20 protein-coding genes are annotated in these 20,692 nt (G+C 49.7%); 2 read left to right on the forward strand and 18 right to left on the reverse strand.

The window, feature by feature from the left end; genetic code table 11:
* Nucleotides 1-112: 112 nt before the first annotated feature.
* Nucleotides 113-661: a VOC family protein gene (locus L1F29_RS26585; protein WP_258385048.1), complete on the reverse strand. Its 549-nt coding sequence runs from the start codon at nt 659-661 to the stop codon at nt 113-115.
* Nucleotides 662-1,235: 574 nt separating this feature from the next.
* Here L1F29_RS26585 and L1F29_RS26590 point away from each other — a divergent pair.
* Nucleotides 1,236-2,054 (forward strand): helix-turn-helix transcriptional regulator, encoded by an 819-nt coding sequence (locus tag L1F29_RS26590; protein ID WP_258385049.1) that lies wholly within the window; start codon nt 1,236-1,238, stop codon nt 2,052-2,054.
* Between the two features lie 104 nt (nt 2,055-2,158).
* On the opposite strand, the gene L1F29_RS26595 is transcribed toward L1F29_RS26590, so the two are convergent.
* From L1F29_RS26595 to coxB, 17 genes are all read right to left on the reverse strand, one after another.
* Nucleotides 2,159-2,986, reverse strand: coding sequence for a carbohydrate ABC transporter permease (locus L1F29_RS26595; RefSeq protein ID WP_258385050.1), 828 nt, complete (start codon nt 2,984-2,986; stop codon nt 2,159-2,161).
* Between the two features lie 18 nt (nt 2,987-3,004).
* A complete protein-coding gene (locus L1F29_RS26600; RefSeq protein ID WP_258385051.1) occupies nt 3,005-3,892 on the reverse strand; it encodes a carbohydrate ABC transporter permease in 888 nt (295 codons plus the stop codon).
* Between the two features lie 71 nt (nt 3,893-3,963).
* A complete protein-coding gene (locus L1F29_RS26605) occupies nt 3,964-5,343 on the reverse strand; it encodes an ABC transporter substrate-binding protein (protein ID WP_258385052.1) in 1,380 nt (459 codons plus the stop codon).
* A 188-nt stretch (nt 5,344-5,531) separates the two neighbouring features.
* On the reverse strand, nt 5,532-6,746 hold the full coding sequence (locus tag L1F29_RS26610) for an enolase C-terminal domain-like protein (RefSeq protein ID WP_258385053.1): 1,215 nt from the start codon (nt 6,744-6,746) through the stop codon (nt 5,532-5,534).
* A 12-nt stretch (nt 6,747-6,758) separates the two neighbouring features.
* Nucleotides 6,759-7,559 (reverse strand): SDR family NAD(P)-dependent oxidoreductase, encoded by an 801-nt coding sequence (locus tag L1F29_RS26615; protein ID WP_258385054.1) that lies wholly within the window; start codon nt 7,557-7,559, stop codon nt 6,759-6,761.
* Between the two features lie 29 nt (nt 7,560-7,588).
* Nucleotides 7,589-8,647, reverse strand: coding sequence for an aldose 1-epimerase (locus L1F29_RS26620; protein ID WP_258385055.1), 1,059 nt, complete (start codon nt 8,645-8,647; stop codon nt 7,589-7,591).
* Between the two features lie 613 nt (nt 8,648-9,260).
* Complete coding sequence (locus tag L1F29_RS26625; protein ID WP_258385056.1) at nt 9,261-10,598, reverse strand: ABC transporter permease; 1,338 nt, start codon at nt 10,596-10,598, stop codon at nt 9,261-9,263.
* Nucleotides 10,591-11,493: an ABC transporter ATP-binding protein gene (locus L1F29_RS26630; protein WP_258385057.1), complete on the reverse strand. Its 903-nt coding sequence runs from the start codon at nt 11,491-11,493 to the stop codon at nt 10,591-10,593. Before L1F29_RS26630 ends, L1F29_RS26625 begins: the two co-directional genes overlap by 8 nt.
* A 21-nt stretch (nt 11,494-11,514) precedes the next feature.
* Entirely contained in the window at nt 11,515-12,417 is a 903-nt protein-coding gene (locus L1F29_RS26635; protein WP_258385058.1) for an ABC transporter ATP-binding protein, read from the reverse strand.
* A 4-nt stretch (nt 12,418-12,421) separates the two neighbouring features.
* Nucleotides 12,422-12,835, reverse strand: a complete 414-nt coding sequence (locus L1F29_RS26640) for a GntR family transcriptional regulator (RefSeq protein WP_258385059.1) — start codon at nt 12,833-12,835, stop codon at nt 12,422-12,424.
* Between the two features lie 71 nt (nt 12,836-12,906).
* The gene (locus tag L1F29_RS26645) at nt 12,907-13,635 is read right to left on the reverse strand and encodes a hypothetical protein (RefSeq protein ID WP_258385060.1); all 729 of its coding nucleotides are present in this window, start codon (nt 13,633-13,635) and stop codon (nt 12,907-12,909) included.
* Between the two features lie 157 nt (nt 13,636-13,792).
* Nucleotides 13,793-14,383, reverse strand: a complete 591-nt coding sequence (locus tag L1F29_RS26650; protein WP_258385061.1) for a uridine kinase family protein — start codon at nt 14,381-14,383, stop codon at nt 13,793-13,795.
* 268 nt (nt 14,384-14,651) lie between these two features.
* Nucleotides 14,652-15,563, reverse strand: a complete 912-nt coding sequence (gene ctaG, locus L1F29_RS26655) for a cytochrome c oxidase assembly factor CtaG (RefSeq protein ID WP_258389813.1) — start codon at nt 15,561-15,563, stop codon at nt 14,652-14,654.
* Between the two features lie 148 nt (nt 15,564-15,711).
* On the reverse strand, nt 15,712-16,029 hold the full coding sequence (locus L1F29_RS26660; RefSeq protein WP_258385062.1) for a cytochrome C oxidase subunit IV family protein: 318 nt from the start codon (nt 16,027-16,029) through the stop codon (nt 15,712-15,714).
* A gap of 3 nt (nt 16,030-16,032) precedes the next feature.
* A complete protein-coding gene (locus L1F29_RS26665) occupies nt 16,033-16,653 on the reverse strand; it encodes a cytochrome (ubi)quinol oxidase subunit III (RefSeq protein WP_258385063.1) in 621 nt (206 codons plus the stop codon).
* Nucleotides 16,650-18,458, reverse strand: a complete 1,809-nt coding sequence (ctaD, locus tag L1F29_RS26670) for a cytochrome c oxidase subunit I (RefSeq protein WP_258389814.1) — start codon at nt 18,456-18,458, stop codon at nt 16,650-16,652. Before ctaD ends, L1F29_RS26665 begins: the two co-directional genes overlap by 4 nt.
* A 62-nt stretch (nt 18,459-18,520) precedes the next feature.
* Nucleotides 18,521-19,561, reverse strand: a complete 1,041-nt coding sequence (coxB, locus tag L1F29_RS26675; RefSeq protein ID WP_258385064.1) for a cytochrome c oxidase subunit II — start codon at nt 19,559-19,561, stop codon at nt 18,521-18,523.
* A gap of 360 nt (nt 19,562-19,921) precedes the next feature.
* Here coxB and L1F29_RS26680 point away from each other — a divergent pair, with 360 nt between their 5' ends.
* Complete coding sequence (locus L1F29_RS26680) at nt 19,922-20,686, forward strand: hypothetical protein (RefSeq protein WP_258385065.1); 765 nt, start codon at nt 19,922-19,924, stop codon at nt 20,684-20,686.
* The last annotated feature ends 6 nt before the right edge of the window (nt 20,687-20,692 follow it).

Below are 20,692 nucleotides of genomic sequence, written 5' to 3' on the forward strand. Positions count from 1 at the left end.
CTCGTATAAGCAGATAAATCCTCCTATGCGCTGCAAAAAGCCACCTCTTGTTATCCTGGATGGGAGCTCGCTCCATGCATATGTATCCCAAACCATTCCATTCCGAAATATACTATTCGGATGCAGCATTCTTCTTATTGATTTCCGCCAGCATTGTGACGATCGTATCCTGCAGCTCCCATTCCTTCATCAGGCCGAAACGGCGAAGCTGCGACTCTTCATGCTCATTCAGATCCCGGCCAAGGCCCAGCCTGAACTGCTCCGCCATTTCGTCGTATTTGTTGACATCCTCAATCAGGCCGAGTACATTGCCGTACGGATCGCTAAACGTCAGAAACTTAAATCCGTTGTCGGCATACAGATGTATTTCCACCCCAATGCTTTGCAAGTAATCCCGAATCGACTCGATCTGCCGCGTTTTGAAATAAAATCCGGATTCGTTGCGGAACCGTCCGAAGTCCTTCATCTGCAAATCCGGCTCTTCCTTAAGGATAATGAGGCCGCCCTCCGGCAGACCCATAAAGCACATATCCACGCCCGGATCAGGGATCCGGTCGCATAAGAATCCAAGATGCTCGATGTACCACTTCGCGGCTTCGATGACATTAGGCACCGGAAGCTGCACGAATTCAAGCTGCAATAAAGGTTTTTCCAGTTTCATGCTCTGAACCTCGCTCTCTCGGATTAGTGAGCATTGTACAATGAAAGAAATATGTATCTTTCATGGATTCAACTTATGCGGAAGAATAAAGTAAATATTTCCATATCCGACTGATTCGACAAAGGATAGCCTTTTCCTTTATCAAAATCTTACCGATGCCGCAATTTCTCCCCTAAAATATTCCTTATCCTGTATTATAAAGCAGGGAAAACCTCGTTTTGAACCCCTCATATGATTCTACTAGGACGAGCTTCCTCAGCAATTTTTCATGTTCAAGCTGCCAAAAGTCATTACGACACCATATCGGATTTTATCAACTACGGACACAAAATGATTGTGTGCAAACATTTTCATATCATTTTCGATCTACTACACTGATGGTATGATATACATGTCATCTTGATGCAAATGGTACTATGATTGGCATCGGCAGCAGACCCCACGATAGAATCCGCTATCGGACGAACAAATCTTCCAGTCAATGATAACGGTTACGCGGCATTTAGGAGGGACGATTTAAGAGCACTATTTCTTAGGATCAATGAAAAGAAACTTCCGGGAAGTGGATACGGATATGGACACTCGGTTGAGGGCGGAAGCGATTCCGCCCTTTGTTATAAGCGGCGCCGATTCGGGCTCCGTCGTCTATCCTCCCGGCGGTACGTTCGGTCCCCGGGTTCAACAGCACTTACAGCTGGTCATGCTCCATACCGGATCCATGATTGTAAAAATAGACGACATCAAACATACGGTTCCGCCCGGACATGTCGCACTGCTTTTACCGGGCCATCTGGAGCATTTTACTTTCGACGAGAAGCAGGAAACATGGCACCGCTGGATCGACGTTATGACGGAACCGCTGAGCGAAGAGGCACAGCAGTACTTTGAAGGGCTTCCAACCTTCATCCCCCTTTCGAATAGGATGAATCAGCTTACCGATCTGATGCTGGCCGTACAAAAAACGGATGATTCCGACATATACGGCAGCGTCAAAGAAGCGCTCGGCCGCTCGGCGATTTTGCTGTTTCTTACAGAATGCATCCATATGAGCGGCGAGCGACGGAAGCATCCCGCCGTCATGATCGCTAAAGAGGAAATTCATCAACGATACGGCGAATCGATCAACTTGAAAATGATCTCATCGATGACGAACAATACGCCGGAGCATTTGATTCGATTGTTTCGCCGGGATGAGGGCATGACACCTACGCAATATTTATGGCGATACCGGTTAAGCCAGGGTTTGGATTTGCTGAGGGGAACAGGTTTAACCATCGGTGAAATTGCCTACCAGGTCGGGTTTAAAACATCCTACCATTTTTCACGGACGATCAAGCTTTACACTGGAAAAACACCGAGCGAAATCCGCAAAGAGAGCTGGAGCAGTCTGTAGTCCCCTTCCTTTTTACGCCGCTCGGTGAAAGCGGCGCTGAAACAAGCAATCCGTACATCAGCACTGGCTGCATGTACGGATTGCTTGTTTTCAGCTTATTCCCGTTACCCTTTCACTGAGCCCGCCGAGAGTCCGCTGACGAAATACTTTTGCCCGACGACGCTTAACAGAATAAGCACGGGAATCGCCATCAGGCACGCGCCTGTGATCGGCGAGGCGTAATCCTCTTTATAGGGATTATTCATAGTCGTGATGCCGACGGCTAGCGTCATCTTATGCTCGGACGTCAAGAAGATGAGTGGTCCGAGGTAATCGTTCCAAGAACCCATAAAGCTGAGCAGACCGACGATGCCGATTCCGCTCATGGACAATGGGACAGCGATGCGCAGAAACGTTCCAAGCTCCGAACTGCCGTCGACCCGGGCGCTTTCATACAGCTCCCTGGGAACGGAACCCATCACCTGACGAATCAGAAAAATATTGATAGCCGAAACGGCCCCCGGCAGAATGACCGGATAGAAAGTGTCCAGCCAACCCCAATTGCGAAACATGACGAACGCCGGAACCAGTGTCATCTGGGCGGGAATCAGGATGGTGGCGATAACAATCGTGAAAAGCACATGTTTAAACTTAAAATCGTACCTCGAGAACCCGAAGGCCACTAGTGCGTTGAGCACCATGGCTAACACGGCGACAGATGCCGCAATGAACATTCCGTTAAAAAACTGCGTCCAGAAGGGCAGCTTCTGAAACAACAGAATAAAATTGTCCAGTGTCGGCGCCAGAGGCAGCGGATTCAGCGGCTCTCTCACGATATCGTCGTACTTCTTGAAGGAGGTGCCCACCATAAACAGGAAAGGAACGCAAAACAAAAAGCTCATCAAAGCCAAACATGCATAAATGAATAACCGGTGAAACATTCTTCCTGTCATTGGATTGCAGTTCCCCCTTTACCGCCTACTCTCTTGCTCTTGGAATAGTTTGATTTGGATGAGACCAACGATCAGCAGAATCAAAGTAAATATATAACCGATAGCCGACGAATAACCGAATTTCTGGAACCGGAACGCTTGCTCATACATATACATCGTCGGGAACAACAGCGAGTCGTTGGGTCCTCCGCCGTTGTTCGCAAGCAGATAAGCTTCCGCGAACATGCTGAAGGAGCCGATGATGGCCTGGAACACGATAAAGGTCATGATCGGACGCAGCAGCGGAAGCGTGATATGCCACAACCGCTGAATGCCATTCGCTCCGTCGATCTTCGCCGCTTCGATTAGCTCATACGGTATATTTTGCAGCCCGGCCAGAAAATAGAGGATATTGATGCCTAGGTACCGCCAAGTCACCATAATGATGAGTGCCGGAATTGTCCACTTCGGATTCTCCAGCCATGCAATGGATTCCATTCCGAAAAGTCCGAGAAACGAATTCAGGATGCCGATTTCCCGGTTATAAATAAAACTGAAGACGATGGCTACGGCAACGGCGGACGTAATGTTGGGCGTAAAGAAAAAGGTTGCGAACATGCCCTTCCGCCGCTCGACAAAAGGCTGATTGATTAACAGCGCCACGCCAAGCGCAATGGGCAGGACGATGAATAGGCTTCCGCAAGTAAGCTTCACGCCGTTCCCCATCGACTTCCAGAACCTTTCGTCCTGCAGCAAGTAGGCATAATTTTGGAACCATACGAAGGTCAGCTTCGAGACCCCCGAATAGAGGCTGATCCAGAACCCGTATATCGTCGGATACAGATTGAATACGGCCTGATGGACAAAGAATGGCAGAATAAATAAGAAAGGCGCGATTTTTAACCCCGTGGACGATTTAAAAGGCATGAACACTCCCCCAGCCGAAGAAGAAAGAGCAAGACTCTCTCCTTATAAGCTCATTTTTAAAGGTTACTTCGTTATCCCGCTGCTTTTTTCTCCTTCTCGATCAACCGTTCAAGCTCTTCCCGGACTTTTTGTAGAAATTGTTCAGGCGTCAGCTTGCCTTCCGTGTAATCGAATTGATATTTGTCCCATGCTTGCGTAAGAAGAGGGCGCCACCAAGCCTGATTTTGATTCGGAGCGTCCTCTACCAGCGTTCCATACAACTCGCCGAGGTCTTGACCTGCAAAATATTCCGTATATTTGCTGGGCTCATGCAGACCGGGTTCATTGACGGATGTTAGAAGCGCCGGAAACAAGTTAATGATCTCGAATCGTTTGACCGACATGGCCGGCGTTAGTTGGGCCGTCTTGAGGTATTCCCACGCCAAATCTTTATTTTTGGAAAATTTGGATATCATCATTCCGGTTCCGCCCCACACCGTTGTCGGCACCGAGTTCGGACCGCCGAGCGGCATCGGCAATGCAGCCCATTTGCCGCTAAGCTCAGGCACGTTATCGACCAGCAGATTCACCCACCAGTCAGGCCCGAAAGCGGCGACATATGTACCGTTCTTAAACCGATCCCAATAACTCGGCCCCTCAAAATACCGGTTATCCATGATTCCTTCCTTCTTCCAGGCATTCATTCGTTTTAGAGCCGCAAGCGCTTCCGGAGAGTCAAGGCCGATCCCGCCGTCAGTGGTCACGACGTCACCGCCCTCCTGCTTAATGAGCAGTTCGAAGTACGTGCGGTCACCACCCGTTTTCGTTTCCGAGTCTGCTGGAAAAATATAGTTGTCTTTACCGGTAAGCTTTTTTGCCGCCTCGGTGAACGCGTCCCATGTTTTCAGTTCCGCCACATTGATACCCGCTTCATCGAAAATATCTTTACGATAATAAAGCGCTGAGGCAGTCGCAGCGTGTTCGATTCCGTATTGCTTGTCATTCACTGTATATAACGCCTGCCGGCCTTTTGACATCGCCTCTTTCAAACCGTCAACCTCCAAATACTGATCCAGCGGCTCGAAAGGAACGTCTCCGCGAATAAAGTTCGGAAATTGACCTTGTTCCATATCGAACAAGTCGGGCCCTCCCTCTCCTCCGGAGCGGGAGAGAATCATATACTTATCAGTCATCGCATTCGCATCCATCAAGTTGACATCCACTGTGACATCGGGGTGGGTCTTCTTGAATTCTTCGTTAACGGCTTCGAGAAATCGTTTATGCGGATCGGCAAATACCCAGATCGTCAGCTTCTTGCTGTCGGATTTCCCGGTTTCGCCAGTATTGGTATCGCTTTCATTATTGCCTTCGCTTTGGTTGCTACCTGTTCCGCCCCCCATATTCGGTGTACACGCGGTTGCCGCTAACATAAGAACAAGCATTAGGAGAAACATTGTACGTCGGTTTTTCAATGTCGATCCGCCTCTCTTTTGGATGATAGAGTTGTAATAATGACATTGTAGTTAATTACCTTTCAGAACAAAATGCACCAATCTATCTATTTAATATCTGAAATTGATATTATAAGCATTATGTTGAATCATGCGCAAACAAAAAACCACCGTTTAAACTAAACGGTGGTTAACACAGCCTCGCGCTGTTAGTTTGGATCCGCCCAACGGTCGTTCGGCACGAGCGGGAACCATTCCGGCCTCGTCGGATCGCGGTCATACGGATAACCGCCGAGCTCGCGATACAGCTCCGCATATTGAGCCAGCTTATCCCTGTTAATCTCGATGCCAAGTCCCGGTCCATCCGGCACTTTGATCGCTCCGTTCTCGTAACCCATTTTGCCGCCGACAATGATATCGTCCTGCAGATGATGGTAGTGCGCGTCTGCCGCATGCGACAGGTTAGGCAATACAGCTCCGAGATGCAGCATCGTAGCCAATTGAATTCCCAACTCGCCCGAAGAATGGACAGCAACGCCCAATTGGAACGTCTCGCATACGCCTGCAGCCTTGATGCAGGCGCGAATGCCGCCCCAGAATGTCGTATCCAGCAGAATAACGTCTACCGCCAAATCCAGAATATTCGCCGCTAGCTGCTCGAAGTTAACGACAACGGTGTTCGTGGCCGTAGGAATACGGACCATCGAGCGAACCCTGCGCATGCCATTTAAGCCCCATGTCGGATCTTCGTAATAGTCGTTGTTCAGATGCTCGATCGCTTGCCCGAACTGGATCGATTCCTCTACACTTAGTGCAGCGTTTGGATCATACCTGAGCTTATCCTTCGGGAACGCAGCAGCAAGCGCCTTATAACATTCCAACTCGTAATCAGGATGGAACACGCCGCCTTTCAGCTTATGAACGTTAAAACCGTATTTGGTTTTCAGATCTTGGCAGTGCTCGATTAGCTGTTCAATCGTCCGCACTTCCCCTTGCCCCTTCTCGTTCGGCAGTCGATAGAAGAGGTAGCTGGCAAAAGGAACCTTATCGCGGACTTTGCCGCCGAGCAGCTTGTATACCGGTTGATTCAGCTTCTTGCCCATAATATCCAGACAAGCGAATTCAATCGCTGCGTGGAGTTGTGTCCGGTTATTATACAGGCTTGCCGTCGGATTGCATATCTTATAACGAAGCTCCTCGAGTTGAAACGGATCATGGTCAACCAGATAACGTTTCAATCCGGCGAATGCCAACTCCGAGCTTTCTCCGCCTCCGCCCATTTCCCCGTAACCCGTAATCCCTTCATCGGTCTCTACTTCGATAATCGTCCGAACAAAGCGGCCCCAGTGGGCTCCATTGCTATGGCGAAGCGGTGCTTCAAGCGGCACAGTGACGGTCGTCGCTTTGATGTCTGTAATTTTCATTTATAAACACCTCTATTCTGGTAAATGAACGCCAAGCGCTGCGGTCATTCCTCCATCGATTTTGTACTCGCCGCCGGTTATGAACGACGCCCTGCTGCTTGCTAGAAAAGCGATAAGCTCTGCCACCTCTTCAATCTTCGCCACACGGTGAAGAGGATGCATTTGGCCCCAGCTATCGATCATCTGATTGACCGTCTTATCTTCTTTGAATCCATCCGCAGCCCATCGCAGCATCGGCGTATCGACTGAAGCTGGACAAACGGCGTTAAAGCGGATGTTCTCCCCTGCGTGATCAAGCGCCATCGCCCGGGTCATCGCATTGATCGCACCTTTGCTGGCGGTATACGCAGCTACCCCTTTTTGCGAAGCGAATGCTTGAACGGACGATACATTCACGACGCTGCCGCCGCTTCGCTTGCGCATCTCGGGCAGCGCGTGCTTGCACGCGAGGAAAATCCCTTTGAGGTTGGTATCGATGACCTCATCCCACACCTCCTCCGGCGTGTCCACGACATCCCCATACCGCTGAACGCCTGCGCTGTTCACCAGAATATCAATGCCGCCGTATAAGATCACAGCTTGCTCCATGAGTTGACGAACTTGATCGGAATGCCGCACATCCGCGCAGAATGCCGAAGCTTCAACCCCTTCCGCTCTCAGGCTGTTCGCCGCTTGATCACATTCCATCTGATCGATGCCGCACATTAGCACAGATGCTCCGCCTTGCGCCAATCGTCTAGCCGCACCGAATCCGATGCCTTTGGTCCCGCCGGTTACAACGGCGACTTTACCTGCAAATTCGGAAGCGTCCATCTTGAATACCTCGCTTTTCTCATTCGAATTTATTTTTCATTCAGCGGGTATGGTGCCGCGGTTAGCCAAGAGCTGATTGTCTGGCTGGGACCGATGCTGCCGGCCGATTCATTTTCAAGCGCCTTCTCGATACCATGGGTTGGGTACCCGCTAAACGGCTCCAGCCCGACGTTATAGTGCCGACCGTACCAAGGATAAGTTTTTGTTTCCCCAAACTCTTGCCAATACCATAAGTAAGGCAGCCGAGACGCATCCCACTCTACGCGAATGCCCATACCCCTTCGCCCATTTTCCACTTCATACCATGCCCGACTTTTCTCGAAACCGGTTACATAAACAATATCCGACCGTGCATCGCGTGCGGGCAGAATGGACAAATCAACCGCAGCACCTTGCTCATCCGCCGCTACAGGCCATTCATGGACATCGCCGCGCCTCACCCTGCCAAGATTTATAGCTTGCAAGCTTCGCTCTTCCGTTAAGACGGTTAAGCCCTCTGGAAGATTAATTCTGCAGCCCGGCTCCAAGAACGGTTTGCCGAACGCAATATGGTGACCCCACATGAATCGCAGAGGCAGGTCGCTTAAATTCTCAAGCTCTTCTTCGATGCGAAGAGTCGATGAATCCGATTGCAGTGTCAGCGTTTTGCGTAATTCAAAAGGAACCTTCTTCGTCCGAACTCGGAACAATACGCGAATCCGATCCGCTGAATCCTCCAACACCTCGACATCCCAAGGCATATGAGCAACTTCCCCATGCTGACCAAACCGGGCTCCTAAATAAGAGCTAGTCGACCCGCCATTCGGGAAAACTTCCTGCCACCCACCTGCGTAATAGTCAATAAACGTGGAGATCGGATCGGGTGAGGTCGGCAAATAAGAATTCGGATTATGTACACCGTTCTCAGTTAGCCACATGAAGTCCAGATCGACTGGCTTATACAAAAATTCGAATATTTCGGTACCTTTGTCCGGAAGTAGAGAGATCCTTACCTTCTCATTCTCCAAAACAAGTACGCGCATGCCCAAATAGGTATATTGATCATGAATGCGGCATCCGTAATTACGTTGGTGACGGTAAATGGTCATAGGCTCCTCCTATTCTCAGCCCGATTGGGTGATTTCCTTTCTTATGCTTTATGCACTCTCCTTCGATGCAAGTGATTGCTTTCGTCAATTCAATCGGGATAGCATCCTAACCAACTCGAAAATTCTTATTTCGCCAGTTCGCATTCTCCTCCCAAAGTTGCATATCAAAAGCATACCCTTGCCCCTTACTGCATCTAGCTTCGTATCGCAACGCTTTTATCTAGGTTTTGCATAATATGCTATATTTTATATAGTAAACAGCTAGCCCCATTATAACTTCAGCTCCTTATCGATTCAAGAAAAAGAAAACGAGATTCTCACGCGACAATTAGCCTCTGCAAGCTTCAGCTTATAGCGGCCTTCTGCTAGATTCTAAGGGAGAATACTCGCTTAAACCCCTTTGCAGTAGTGATGCACGCTGCCGAAGCTCAACCGATCAAACTTACAATTATCCAACTATCGAAAAAAAACCCACTCAGATCAAGGGTTTGATCTGAGCGGGCTTAATTGTTAATCTCATCAAGGCGATATAAAAAGTCTCCGTTATTATTAAGAACAGTATCCCTTATAACCATTGCTCACAAATGAAATCGTCTGTAGCCTAGTCTGCAGCCTATGCCTTGTAAGCTTTCATCGCCTTACGCAGCTCCTTGAAGGACGGGCGCTTGCCGTACATCAAGACGCCTGCGCGGTAGATGCGGGCGGAAATCCAGCCTGCAACATAGATTGTGACGAGCAGAATAATAATCGATGCCCACACTTGCCATAGCGGCGGATCGGATAGTCCCAGACGAACGACCATTGCATAAGGCGAGAAGAGCGGGATGAACGACGAAACTTTCATTAGCATCGAGTCCGGATTGTTCAGGCCGCCGAACATACAGATGTAGAAGCCGGCGAGAGCGACCATCGTAATCGGAAGGACCGCTTGACCGAGATCCTCGGTACGGCTGACGATCGAGCCAACCGCCGCGAACAGCGTCGCAAACAGGAAGTAACCTGCCAGATAGAAGATAAGCGCGTATACGAGCACGAACGGATCGATATCGCTTAACCGGATATTCAGCTCCGCCAGCGGCTCCGCATTATGCGGCAGCATCATGTTGATCACGATAACCGCAACGTAAGCGATAATCTGGGTCAATCCGACGATGAACATGCCGAAGATTTTGCCGAACATGCTCTTGAGCGGCGATACGCTTGTGATCAGAATTTCCATCACGCGGGAGCTCTTCTCCGCTGTAATCTCGCTGGCGATCAGCTGGCCGGTGATCATAATGGCCATGAATAGCAGAATGATGATGACATAGACCAGTCCCATATCCATCGCCTGCTGAGACGGCGTCTTGCCTTGGCCGATCGAGCCGGCGCCTTCGGATGTCGTAATCTGAACCGAATCGATATCAACAGGCGACATCAACAGCTTAGTCTGCTCTTCGGTCAGGCCCGCATCCTGCAATACGCCCTTCGACTTCACGGCTGTCAGCCCGGCTTGCAAGGAATGCGTGACACTGCTTTCCATCAGCTTCTCCGACTTGTAAACTACATTCGGGAAGCCCACTTCTTTATTTTCTTCGAACTCAATATAGCCATCGATTTTGCCGTCTACAATCGCCTTCTTAAGCTCCTTCTCGTTGCCTTCGGTAGATCCTGTATCCGCGAACGGCACGAGCTTCAGCTCCGCTTTCTCCTGCGCGCTGTAATGTTCGTTCAGCATCGCCGCGATACGAGCGCCATTGAACATCGTAGAGCTTGTTACGTCTTCCTTCGTTTCCACATAGCCGATCGAGGTCGGCTCATCTTCTCCGCTGCTGAACTGCGAAATGATATAAGGGAGATTAATACCGATACTAATGATAACTGCAATAATCAAGGTCGTGATCAGGAAGGCTTTTCCTTTGAATTTGTTGCGGACCGTAAACCCGACGACTGTCCAAAAATTATTATTCATGGCTCTCACCTACCGTTTTAATAAAGATTTCATTGAGCGTCGGCTCCATCACTTCAAACCGCTGAATTTCCGTCTGCGCCATAGCCAGCTCGAGAATCGGCCGTCCTGCATCCTCGCGATCGATAAACAACTCGTAGCCGTTCTCGTGACGAATGATCTTCGTTACGCCCGGGATGGACTCCAGACCGGACACTTCACTGCCTGTGCCGAGCATGACGCGCTCGCGCGGGAACTGCTTCTTGATTGCCTTCAGATTGCCCTGCAGCACCGGGTTGGACTTGTGCAGAATGGTGATGTTGCGGCACAGCTCCTCGACATGCTCCATGCGGTGAGTCGAGAACAAGATGCTTGTTCCTCCGTCACGCAGCTCCTTGACCGTCGATTTCAGCAGCTCCACATTGACCGGGTCGAGTCCGCTGAACGCTTCATCCATAATAATGATCTTCGGCTGATGAATGACCGCCGCGATGAATTGAATTTTCTGCTGGTTGCCCTTGGACAGCTCTTCAACCTTCTTGTTGTAATATTCCGGTACGCCGAACCGGTCCAGCCAGCGCTTCAGGCTGCGGTCCGCATCCTTGCGGGACATCCCACGAAGCTGAGCCAAGTAATGGATCTGATCACTCACCTTGACCTTCGGATACAGCCCGCGCTCTTCCGGAAGGTATCCGAGCCCCTTTAGCTGCTGTACGGTGTACGGCTTGCCATGATAAGTAATCGTACCGCCGTCCGGATAGATCAGGCCTAGCACCATGCGCATCGTTGTTGTCTTGCCTGCACCGTTGCCGCCGAGCAGTCCGTAAATTTCGCCCTCCGCCACTTCAAAGCTGATGCCGTTCACTGCCGTCTTGTCGCCATACTGCTTAAAAATTTTCTCGACCTTCAATGGATTCATCGTATGAACTCCTTCCTCTATTTAAGAACGAATGCGTAATCTCTCCTGCTCGATTAGTACGGTTAGAATGTCGTCCAGTTCCAGCTTCTGCCTGCCTGATATCCGCACGCCGGTTTCACCGCACCATCTCTCCGCATCCGCCGCTTCGCTGGTAATGACTTTGTACAAGCTGCCGCCATTCGGTTCAGCGCTCCGATAACCCGGCATAGCCTTCCAATTCGCAGTGCCCTCGCTCGTGTCGATGTAATAGGAATACCATGATTCGAGCAGCGAGTCCTTCTCGAACATTCCGAGTACCCGGCCATGGACGATGAAAACGATGTAGTCCGCCAGCCGTTTCACCTCATCGATAATATGCGATGCCATCAGCACGGCTCGATCGCCGCGTTCCATGTACCGGTGTATGGCGTCGATCATCGTCTTCCAGGCGATCGGATCGAGTCCGGAAGAAGGTTCGTCGAGCAGCAGCAAATCCGGATTATGCGCCATCGCAACCGCCAGATCGAACTTCCTCCGCATTCCCTTGGACATCTTGTTAAGCTTCAGCGACGTATCCACCTCGAACCGCCGCAGCAGCTCCTGATAGCGGTTAAGGTCCCAGCTCGGATACCATTGGCTGATGAACGCCGCCTTCTGTTCCGCCTTCAGATTATCATCGATATCAATCGCTTGCTCAGGCACATAACCGATCCGCTGCTTCATCGCGATATCATCGCCGCCGACCTGCAGTCCGAATAGTTCAATTTCACCTGCATCCGGTTTGGCTTGGTCGAGCATCATTCGAAACAGCGAGCTCTTCCCCGAGCCGTTCGGACCGACGATTGCCGTCACATAGCCCTGCGGAATTTGCAAATCGACAGGCCCCAGCTGAAAATGCTTTCGTTTCTGCAGCAAACCTCGTACTTCTATAACCATCGGCTCCATATTGTTATACGCCTCCCCCCGGGTTGCTGCCGGCCGCCCGTTTCTGCTGCAGAACATCCCGCAGAATATCCATCATTTCTTCATCCGAGCATTGCACGCGCAGCCCGGCATCAACCGCGGCTTCAATCGCCTCAATAACGGCACTTCGGCGATGCAGGTCTCTCATCTCGTCCCCCACCTTGGCTACAAATGTACCGGTCCCCTGCCTGGTGCGCAGCAAACCTTCATTCTCCAAATCCTGGTATACCCGCCTGATCGTTATGACACTGCACTTCACCGACTGGGCCAGCTCCCGGATGGACGGAAGAAGCGTACCTTCTGCCAGCTGTCCGCTCACGATCAGTGCACGGAGTTGAACCTCGATTTGATGATATAGCGGCTCTGCGCTTTGCTCGTTAATCTGTATCGGTATCCACACCGTGCCCGTACACCTTCTTCGTTCATGACATGATAATCCTTAACGCCGATCATTAACTTCAGCAAGCCAATCTAATTCAATAAGCTTCGTGTTCCGAGCTTGTTCTTGACGAAATGCCCGGAGGCCATGAATGCCGCTGCTCCGGCGATCAGCATGACGATGGCTCCAATCGGATTGCTATTCTGTGCCAGCTGCATCGAATCGCTCACCGGGTGAAAGCCAATCCACCAACATAGCATCAGAAGAGGAAAATAAATCAGCAGTGAGCATAAACAAATGATGAAGTAAACTTTGCCGTTGTAGGCCTGCTCGAAGAACATGTACAAGGAGCCCGCAATAAGCGAGTACGCCCACCAGCAAGCCGCGAACAGAAGATACTGTCCGGGATTCATAGCCTCTCGCAATCCGCCGACGAGAAAGTATTGGAGCGTAAAGAAAATCGTACCGACGATCAGCAGAGTCGTTAGCAATAGAATCATCCGGGAGATAACGAGGGACAGGAGTCCGATCGGCATCGTTCGCCAATAGGCGAGCTTGCGTGTATAGGGATCATTATGCCAATAGCGGAACATGACCCGGTTCATAATAAACCCCATGTTTGGCAGTATCGTCAGATAAAAAAAATCGATAAGCCACTTCCAAATCTGCTCCGAGTCCTCCGCTGCCTGGAAGAGCTCTCCCATACTCGGCGATATGATAAGCGCAATATAAGCATAAAACAAGATTGAAAAAATAAGGCCAGCCCACGAATGGCGCAACTCATGCTGATACAATCGCCAAGCACCCTGCCAGCTCGTCATTTCTGTATCCTCCAGTCATTATACTGTGTATATCTTTATATACAGTATAATCACACCTCGATATTGAAGTCAACCCGATATTCTTAAAGGTTATCTAAAAAAGCCCTCCGCACATTGGCACGGAGGACTCACAACAGTTCAACGCTATATTCTGTTGTCACAAACGCAGTTCCTTTCGTTCCCGGAGCTCTTGTCGGATCATGGATAACAGCAACCGGTAACCTGTTGCTATTGAACCGGATCCATTCACAATCAAATCGGCATACCATTTGGTCGGCTCCACAAACTCGTCATGGCGATACCGGACAAAGTCAAGATATTCCGTTACGATCTCCTCATAATTATAACCTTCCTGCGAGAACCGCTGGATGCGCCGCGCAAGCCTCTCATCCGATTGACATTCCACATACAGCTTCAAGTCGGTCCATTCCCGAAGTACCGGAAAATAAAGCGCCAAGAAGCCTTCAACCATTACAACCTCCGTCTCGCCATCGTTCGCGATCCGCGTTAAATCCGCTATGATTCGGGTCAGATCGACCGCCGCCGGATGATTGAAATCCTCGTATTCTTTGCCAGAGAACGGCGCAGTCCCTTTCGGACGATGGCGAACGTAATAGCGATCCGTATGGAGAACCCTCACATTGTACATATGAAGATCAGCTTCCAAGCGTCCTGTCAATGTCGTCTTTCCGCTGCCCGTCCCTCCGCCAATGCTAATGACGAGCGGACGATGAATGCGATGGTTCATGAACATGACAACCTTCTCTCAATAAATAAGTAATCAGATTGGCGACATGTACCGCCCATACCGTTTGTCGAGTTCCCGGAACTTGTCTTACGTCCTGCAATAATCGCTCGCAATGATTCGTAATCGTCAGGAAACATTGCTGCCGCCACATGTATTTCCACTCGCAATTAAGAATACCATATTCTGGCGCACCCATGTGAATGAAAAAGAGGCAGAACCTCCAGGTTCCGCCTCTTCATCTGGCACTTATGGATTTGTCTCTGCTGCACTAGCTGTTTGCTCCAGCAGGACCTGCCGCTCCGGGATTGGGCATTTCATCGTCCGCATGCTCCCGTTTGTACCAAGCTTTGAAGACGTAGGCCAGAATAGCCCCATACATCACTTCTTGTACCAGCTTCATGATGATTCCGCCTGTTTGTTGATCCTCAACCGGCTTCATCATGCTGAAGAAAGAAGGGCCGTTGAAGCTTGCGAGCAGCGCGCTTGGATCACCGGAGACGCAATAGCCCATTGCTTGCGCCCATACCTGAGGGTCGCTATAAGTTGCATAAAGCGGTGCGCCCGCGAAGATGATGAGCGCACAAGCAGGTGTCAGCAGCAGCCCGTTCGCGAAGATGTACGCCATCTTCTTCACATCCGCCAGCCGGCTCCATTCCCGGACCGGTTCAACGATCTGCCACCACATCATGAACGACGTAACCAGCAGGGCAATATAGTAGAGCCGGTGGACAGTAAAGTTCGTCATCACATAATCATGCACGAGAGGTACATGATAAATCGAGAAGAGCATATTAAACGCCACAAGCGTAAAGATCGGATGCATGAAAATACTCAGCTTGCGCCAGAACTTCTTCCCGAATACCGCTCGAAACAGGTACGCCGGGACGCCTAACAATATGAGCGGCGGCGCAATCAAGTATGAGAGCGACATATTCGTCATGTGAAAAGAGAACATGATATGCCCGAGCAGATCAAGAGGGCCGCCATGTGCGAGATAAAACAAGATCATCCCCAGCACGAACAGACTCTTCCGGAACTTTGTTACTTGAGGCTCATCTGGCGCGTGTTTTTCTTTCCATGGGCCGATCAAGTAAAAATAAAGAATCACAAGCGCTGCCATAAAGAAGAAAAACAACGGGCTCCATAGCTCTTCAAAGCTGAAATATTCTAAGCCAAGCATCATGGAACTCCCCTTTCCTAACGATCAGAAAGTGCAGTTCCATGCACTTCTCTGATATTTCTAATTGAGTAAAGCTGTCCCAGGGCTGATTCGTTTACAACAAAAGAGGGGGTCGCTCAAGGACCTCCCTCTCTTCAATTCATGCTGCTTACCACCAAACCCAATACTCGGCCATAATAACGCATGTGAAAGCAACGAATACACCTGATAGAATGCCAATAATGGCAAACATATGTCCACGGTCTTTCATATGCATCCAGAACGCCATTTGAATGAATACTTGCAGTAACGCCATTCCCACAAGCAACATGTACGTGAATTTCACGTTTATTTCACCTGCTGCTACCGTAGCGAATGCGATGACGGTAAGAACGATCGAGAAGATAAACGCGATAATGTGTTTCTTAGGACCTTCATGCTTATGCGGTCTGCCGTGATCCTGTGCTGTTGATTGTTGATTGGCCATCCATTAGCCCACCTTTCCCATCAAGTATACGACGGTGAAGATGAATACCCATACGACGTCAATAAAGTGCCAGTACATACCGGCTACATAAATCTTCGGCGCCGTTGTGGTATTAAGACCTTTTCTGAAGGTTTGCACAATTAACATTGTAATCCAGAAAACACCGAACGCGACGTGAGCGCCGTGGAAGCCAACAAGCGTGTAGAACGAAGAACTGAATGCGCTTGTAGTGAAACCATGTCCCTCATGCACATAGTGGTAGAATTCGTAAATTTCCAATCCCAGGAAGCCCGCGCCCAACAATACGGTTAGGATCAACCAGTTGAGCATGGATTTCACTCTATTCGTATGCATCGCCTGAATTGCGAATACGCTTGTTAAGCTTGACGTGAGCAAGATGAATGTCGCAGCCGCTACGAGCGGCAGCTGGAACAACTCTTGTGAGGTCGGATTTCCGTCGCCAACCTGGTCGCGAAGCGCAAGAAACGCAGAGAACAGCGTTCCGAACAATACCGTTTCACCGCCAAGGAACAACCAGAAGCCGAGCACTTTATTACGGCCTTCAAGAGTTGCTTTCTCCGGCTCATGCGGCAGTTGACCGTCTACATGTGAATGTGCGCTCATGCTTTTACCCCCTTGTCATGCAGTTCATCCGGCTCGATATGGAAGCCATGGTCATCCTTAACGGAGCGCGTGAACATACATCCGAACGTAATGACAAGACCGGCTATAGTAATAATGTGTTGATGGTACATTAAGCCAAAACCGGCAATGAACAAACCAATTGACATGATGAACGGAAGAATGGATGGGGACGGCATATGAATCGGGCCAAGCGGTTCAGCCGGCGTCATTGCGTTCTTGCCTTCCATCTTTTCTTTCCAGAATGCGTCATAACCACGAACAAGCGGAGTTTGAGCAAAGTTGTACTCTGGAGCCGGAGAAGGAATCGTCCATTCCAGCGTACGGCCGTCTTCCCATGGATCATAAGCTGCATTCTTAGGTTTCATCGATGTAATAACAATGTTGATCAAGAAGGCGATTGTGCCAAGGCCCATTAGAATAGCGCCTACGGTACTAATCAAGTTCATGTTATTGAATCCGAGACCATCCAGATACGTATAGATCCGGCGCGGCATCCCCATCAAGCCGAGGAAATGCTGTACGAAGAACGTAAGATGGAACCCGGTAAAGAATAACCAGAAGCAAATTTTACCTAATGTCTCGTTCAGCATACGGCCGAACATCTTCGGCCACCAGTAGAACAGGCCTGCGAATATGCCTAGAATCAAACCGCCCACGATTACATAGTGGAAGTGAGCGACGACAAAGTACGTATCATGGTACTGATAGTCTGCCGGAGCTGACGCAAGCATAACCCCGGTAACGCCACCCATAACGAAGGTTGGCACGAAACCGACTGCGAACATGTTCGCAGTCGTGAAGCGAATGGAACCGCCCCACATCGTGAATAACCAGTTAAATATTTTGATACCCGTCGGTACGGCAATCAACATCGTTGCGATAGAGAACAGCGCGTTCGCAACCGGACCAAGTCCTACTGTGAACATGTGATGCGCCCATACCATGAAGCCCAGGAATCCGATTAACACGGTTGCAAATACCATGGAGCTGTAACCGAATAGCCGCTTACGCGAGAACGTGCTGATAACTTCAGATATGACGCCGAAGGCCGGCAGGATGAGAATATATACTTCAGGGTGTCCGAAGATCCAGAAGATATGCTCCCACAATACAGTATTACCGCCATTATTAACATTAAAGAAGTTGGCTTCGAACAGACGGTCGAACATCAGTGCGACCAGACCGACTGCAAGTGCCGGGAAAGCGAACAGGATGAGCGCCGATGTAATGAAAACCGTCCAAGTAAACATCGGCATACGCATGAAGCTCATGCCAGGAGCGCGCATATTGATAATCGTTGCCAAGAAGTTAATGCCGCCGATTAATGTACCTATGCCGGCGATCTGCAAACCAATTACGTAATAATCTACGCCTTTCCCTTCACTATACAACGGGCTTGCAAGCGGTACGTAAGACGTCCAGCCCGCATCCGGTGCACCTCCTGCGAACCAGCTGACGTTAAGAAGCACACCGCCGAAGAAGAATGTCCAGAACCCAAGGGAGTTCAAGAATGGGAATGCAACGTCACGCGCGCCGATCTGCAGCGGAACTACCGCATTCATCAGAGCGAAGAGCAACGGCATCGCCGCAAGGAAAATCATGGTTGTTCCGTGCATCGTCAGCAGCTCGTTGAATGTACTTGCGCTAACGAAATCATTCAGCGGTCTCCATAATTGAATCCGGATCAAGATGGCTTCAAGTCCTCCGATAAGGAAGAAGAAGCCGCCCGCAATCAAATATAGGATGCCGATTTTTTTATGGTCAACGGTCGTCAGCCAATCCATCAGGCCCCGATACCGTTTAACCTCGTGTGCATGACCCAAAGTAGGTACCTCCTTTTTCTGTATTAATATTCGATCTTCAGATCAGCCAAATATTTCGAGATTGATTTGATCTCTTCATCGGACAGCTCGATTTTACCCATTTTGTTGCCTGGCTTCACTTCGTTTGGATCTTTAAGCCATCTCTCAAGGTTCTCTTGAACCGTACCTTCATTCTCATACTTCGCATCGTCCGTATTCACGAGCATGCCGGCTACCGTACCCCGGCTTCCGATGCCTGTCAAGTTCGGCGCCCATCCTGTTCCATCTCCGATTGCATGGCAGGACAAGCAGTTGGTCGTCAGTGTTTCGGCAAGCTGTTTATCAGCCGGCAATGCCACTGGCGCTTTCTGAGCCGCTATCCAACGATCGTACGAAGCACGATCTACGGACTTGACTTTAAAGTCCATCAAAGCATGGGAAGGTCCGCATAACTCGGCACATTTGCCTAGATAGACACCTTCTTTAGGCGCTTTGAAATACATCTTATTCACGTTCCCGCCGGGGTTCGTATCAATCTTGCCCGCTAGTGAAGGAATCCAGAACGAGTGAAGCACGTCGGCCGTCTTCGCTTCGATGGAGATGACAGCATCATTAGGAATGATCATTTCCTGCGCCGTCTTTACGCCTTCTTTCGGATATTCGAATTCCCACCAGTATTGGTGTGCCGTTACTTTAACTTGAATCGCATTAGGATCTTTGGAGTAATCCTCTGCCAGCCCGAATACAGACTTAATGGTCGGTACGCCCAGGATAACCAGCAAGACGATCGGAATAACCGTCCAAATGATTTCCAGCTTATGGTTGCCTTCCACCTGTACAGGGATTGATTTGTCGCCTGGGCGACGTCTGTAACGAATAATTACATAGAGCGCGATTACAAACACGACAATAACTACGAAAGCCATAATCGTGATGGACAGCTTCATTAAACCGAATTGTTCTTCGGCAACCGGCCCTTGCGGTCTAAGTGCCGACAGGTCAGCTCGTCCGCACGCTGACAGCAGCAACACCATCCCGGCAAGAAGCGGCGTGAGCCGTTTTAGAATGTGCCACCGATTCATCATCAATCAACCCCACTTTGTTTACGTTTTCGCAACTTCCGTTTTTTAGACAAAAAAAAACGGCCGATATGCGTAAAATCTTAGCTGTTTAAGACAAAACTTAAGCAATCTAATCACTTTATTAAATATAAAGTTGAAGGTGGTTTTTGTCAATGTTCCTAGAAGAGTTCACAAATTGTTCGCAAAGCTGTCAAAATGCTTGATTTCATTGGTTGTCCGACCTTCTCGCGAAGATGTCTCTTACCACCATCACTATCCTACATTGTTTGCAAAAACCATGGTTCTTTATGTATCCAATTTCAATGCATATTTCAGAATCCGCCGTTCATCCTATAGATAATCCAGAGGAAGGGGTTACGGATCATGAACAAGTGGATAAACAGCAAGGCCAGCATCCGCTTGCTTGCTCTCGCTTTGATTGCAGTAGTCGGTCTCGCAGGCTGCAATTACGAACAACGCGTTCAGAACAGCACATACGATTACGGCTCCAAGAAAAAAGGGGATCCCAAGATGCTTGGCGGCCGTATGTACGGGGCAATGAGCAGCAATCCCAATCAGCATGACAATCTGTGGATCGAGTACAGCACGCATCTCTCCACGGTCGTATCGAACATAAACGGCATAGCCGCAGGAATGGTGTTCCTGACTGACAAGAACGCTTATGTGGGCATGACGATGGATTGGACGGCAACGGGCACGCGAAAAACCGGCGGACGCAAGGCCAAGGAACAGAACAATACGGGTGCCAAAGAAGGGGTATATAATGTTGATACCGGCAGCCCGTACTGGAACAACCAGCGATTCGCCGGTCCTTATAACTCCTACATGACGGTCAATGATCACAATGAAATATCAAGCGAACTGAAGCAAACCATAGCCGTTCAGATCCGCAAGCTGGCGCCTGCAGTTCAAGAGGTCCACATTTCGGCCAATATGGAATTTGTGAATCAACTCGTCCAGTATGCTCAGGAAGCGCGTATGGGACGATCCCTCACTCCGTGGGTCGATTCGTTCAATACGCTGGTCAAGCATCAATTCGCAGGCGGCGACTATGTGCCTGAGCCATTGCACATTCAAAAGCGCCGCGGACAGGCCCGTTTAGAGAACGGTGGAAAAACCACTCCATAAGCATCA

Origin of the sequence: Paenibacillus spongiae, from assembly GCF_024734895.1 — a bacterium.
Classification (GTDB): Bacteria; Bacillota; Bacilli; order Paenibacillales; family Paenibacillaceae; genus Paenibacillus_Z; species Paenibacillus_Z spongiae.

Bases quoted from the DNA above. Each gene is read 5' to 3' on its own strand.
- L1F29_RS26585 (WP_258385048.1), bottom strand. From the start codon at position 661: ATGAAACTGGAAAAACCTTTATTGCAGCTTGAATTCGTGCAGCTTCCG.
- L1F29_RS26590 (WP_258385049.1), top strand. From the start codon at position 1,236: ATGGACACTCGGTTGAGGGCGGAAGCGATTCCGCCCTTTGTTATAAGC.
- L1F29_RS26595 (WP_258385050.1), bottom strand. From the start codon at position 2,986: ATGACAGGAAGAATGTTTCACCGGTTATTCATTTATGCATGTTTGGCT.
- L1F29_RS26600 (WP_258385051.1), bottom strand. From the start codon at position 3,892: ATGCCTTTTAAATCGTCCACGGGGTTAAAAATCGCGCCTTTCTTATTT.
- L1F29_RS26610 (WP_258385053.1), bottom strand. From the start codon at position 6,746: ATGAAAATTACAGACATCAAAGCGACGACCGTCACTGTGCCGCTTGAA.
- L1F29_RS26615 (WP_258385054.1), bottom strand. From the start codon at position 7,559: ATGGACGCTTCCGAATTTGCAGGTAAAGTCGCCGTTGTAACCGGCGGG.
- L1F29_RS26620 (WP_258385055.1), bottom strand. From the start codon at position 8,647: ATGACCATTTACCGTCACCAACGTAATTACGGATGCCGCATTCATGAT.
- L1F29_RS26625 (WP_258385056.1), bottom strand. From the start codon at position 10,598: ATGAATAATAATTTTTGGACAGTCGTCGGGTTTACGGTCCGCAACAAA.
- L1F29_RS26630 (WP_258385057.1), bottom strand. From the start codon at position 11,493: ATGAATCCATTGAAGGTCGAGAAAATTTTTAAGCAGTATGGCGACAAG.
- L1F29_RS26635 (WP_258385058.1), bottom strand. From the start codon at position 12,417: ATGGAGCCGATGGTTATAGAAGTACGAGGTTTGCTGCAGAAACGAAAG.
- L1F29_RS26645 (WP_258385060.1), bottom strand. From the start codon at position 13,635: ATGACGAGCTGGCAGGGTGCTTGGCGATTGTATCAGCATGAGTTGCGC.
- L1F29_RS26650 (WP_258385061.1), bottom strand. From the start codon at position 14,383: ATGAACCATCGCATTCATCGTCCGCTCGTCATTAGCATTGGCGGAGGG.
- ctaG (WP_258389813.1), bottom strand. From the start codon at position 15,563: ATGCTTGGCTTAGAATATTTCAGCTTTGAAGAGCTATGGAGCCCGTTG.
- L1F29_RS26660 (WP_258385062.1), bottom strand. From the start codon at position 16,029: ATGGCCAATCAACAATCAACAGCACAGGATCACGGCAGACCGCATAAG.
- L1F29_RS26665 (WP_258385063.1), bottom strand. From the start codon at position 16,653: ATGAGCGCACATTCACATGTAGACGGTCAACTGCCGCATGAGCCGGAG.
- ctaD (WP_258389814.1), bottom strand. From the start codon at position 18,458: ATGGATTGGCTGACGACCGTTGACCATAAAAAAATCGGCATCCTATAT.
- coxB (WP_258385064.1), bottom strand. From the start codon at position 19,561: ATGATGAATCGGTGGCACATTCTAAAACGGCTCACGCCGCTTCTTGCC.
- L1F29_RS26680 (WP_258385065.1), top strand. From the start codon at position 19,922: ATGAACAAGTGGATAAACAGCAAGGCCAGCATCCGCTTGCTTGCTCTC.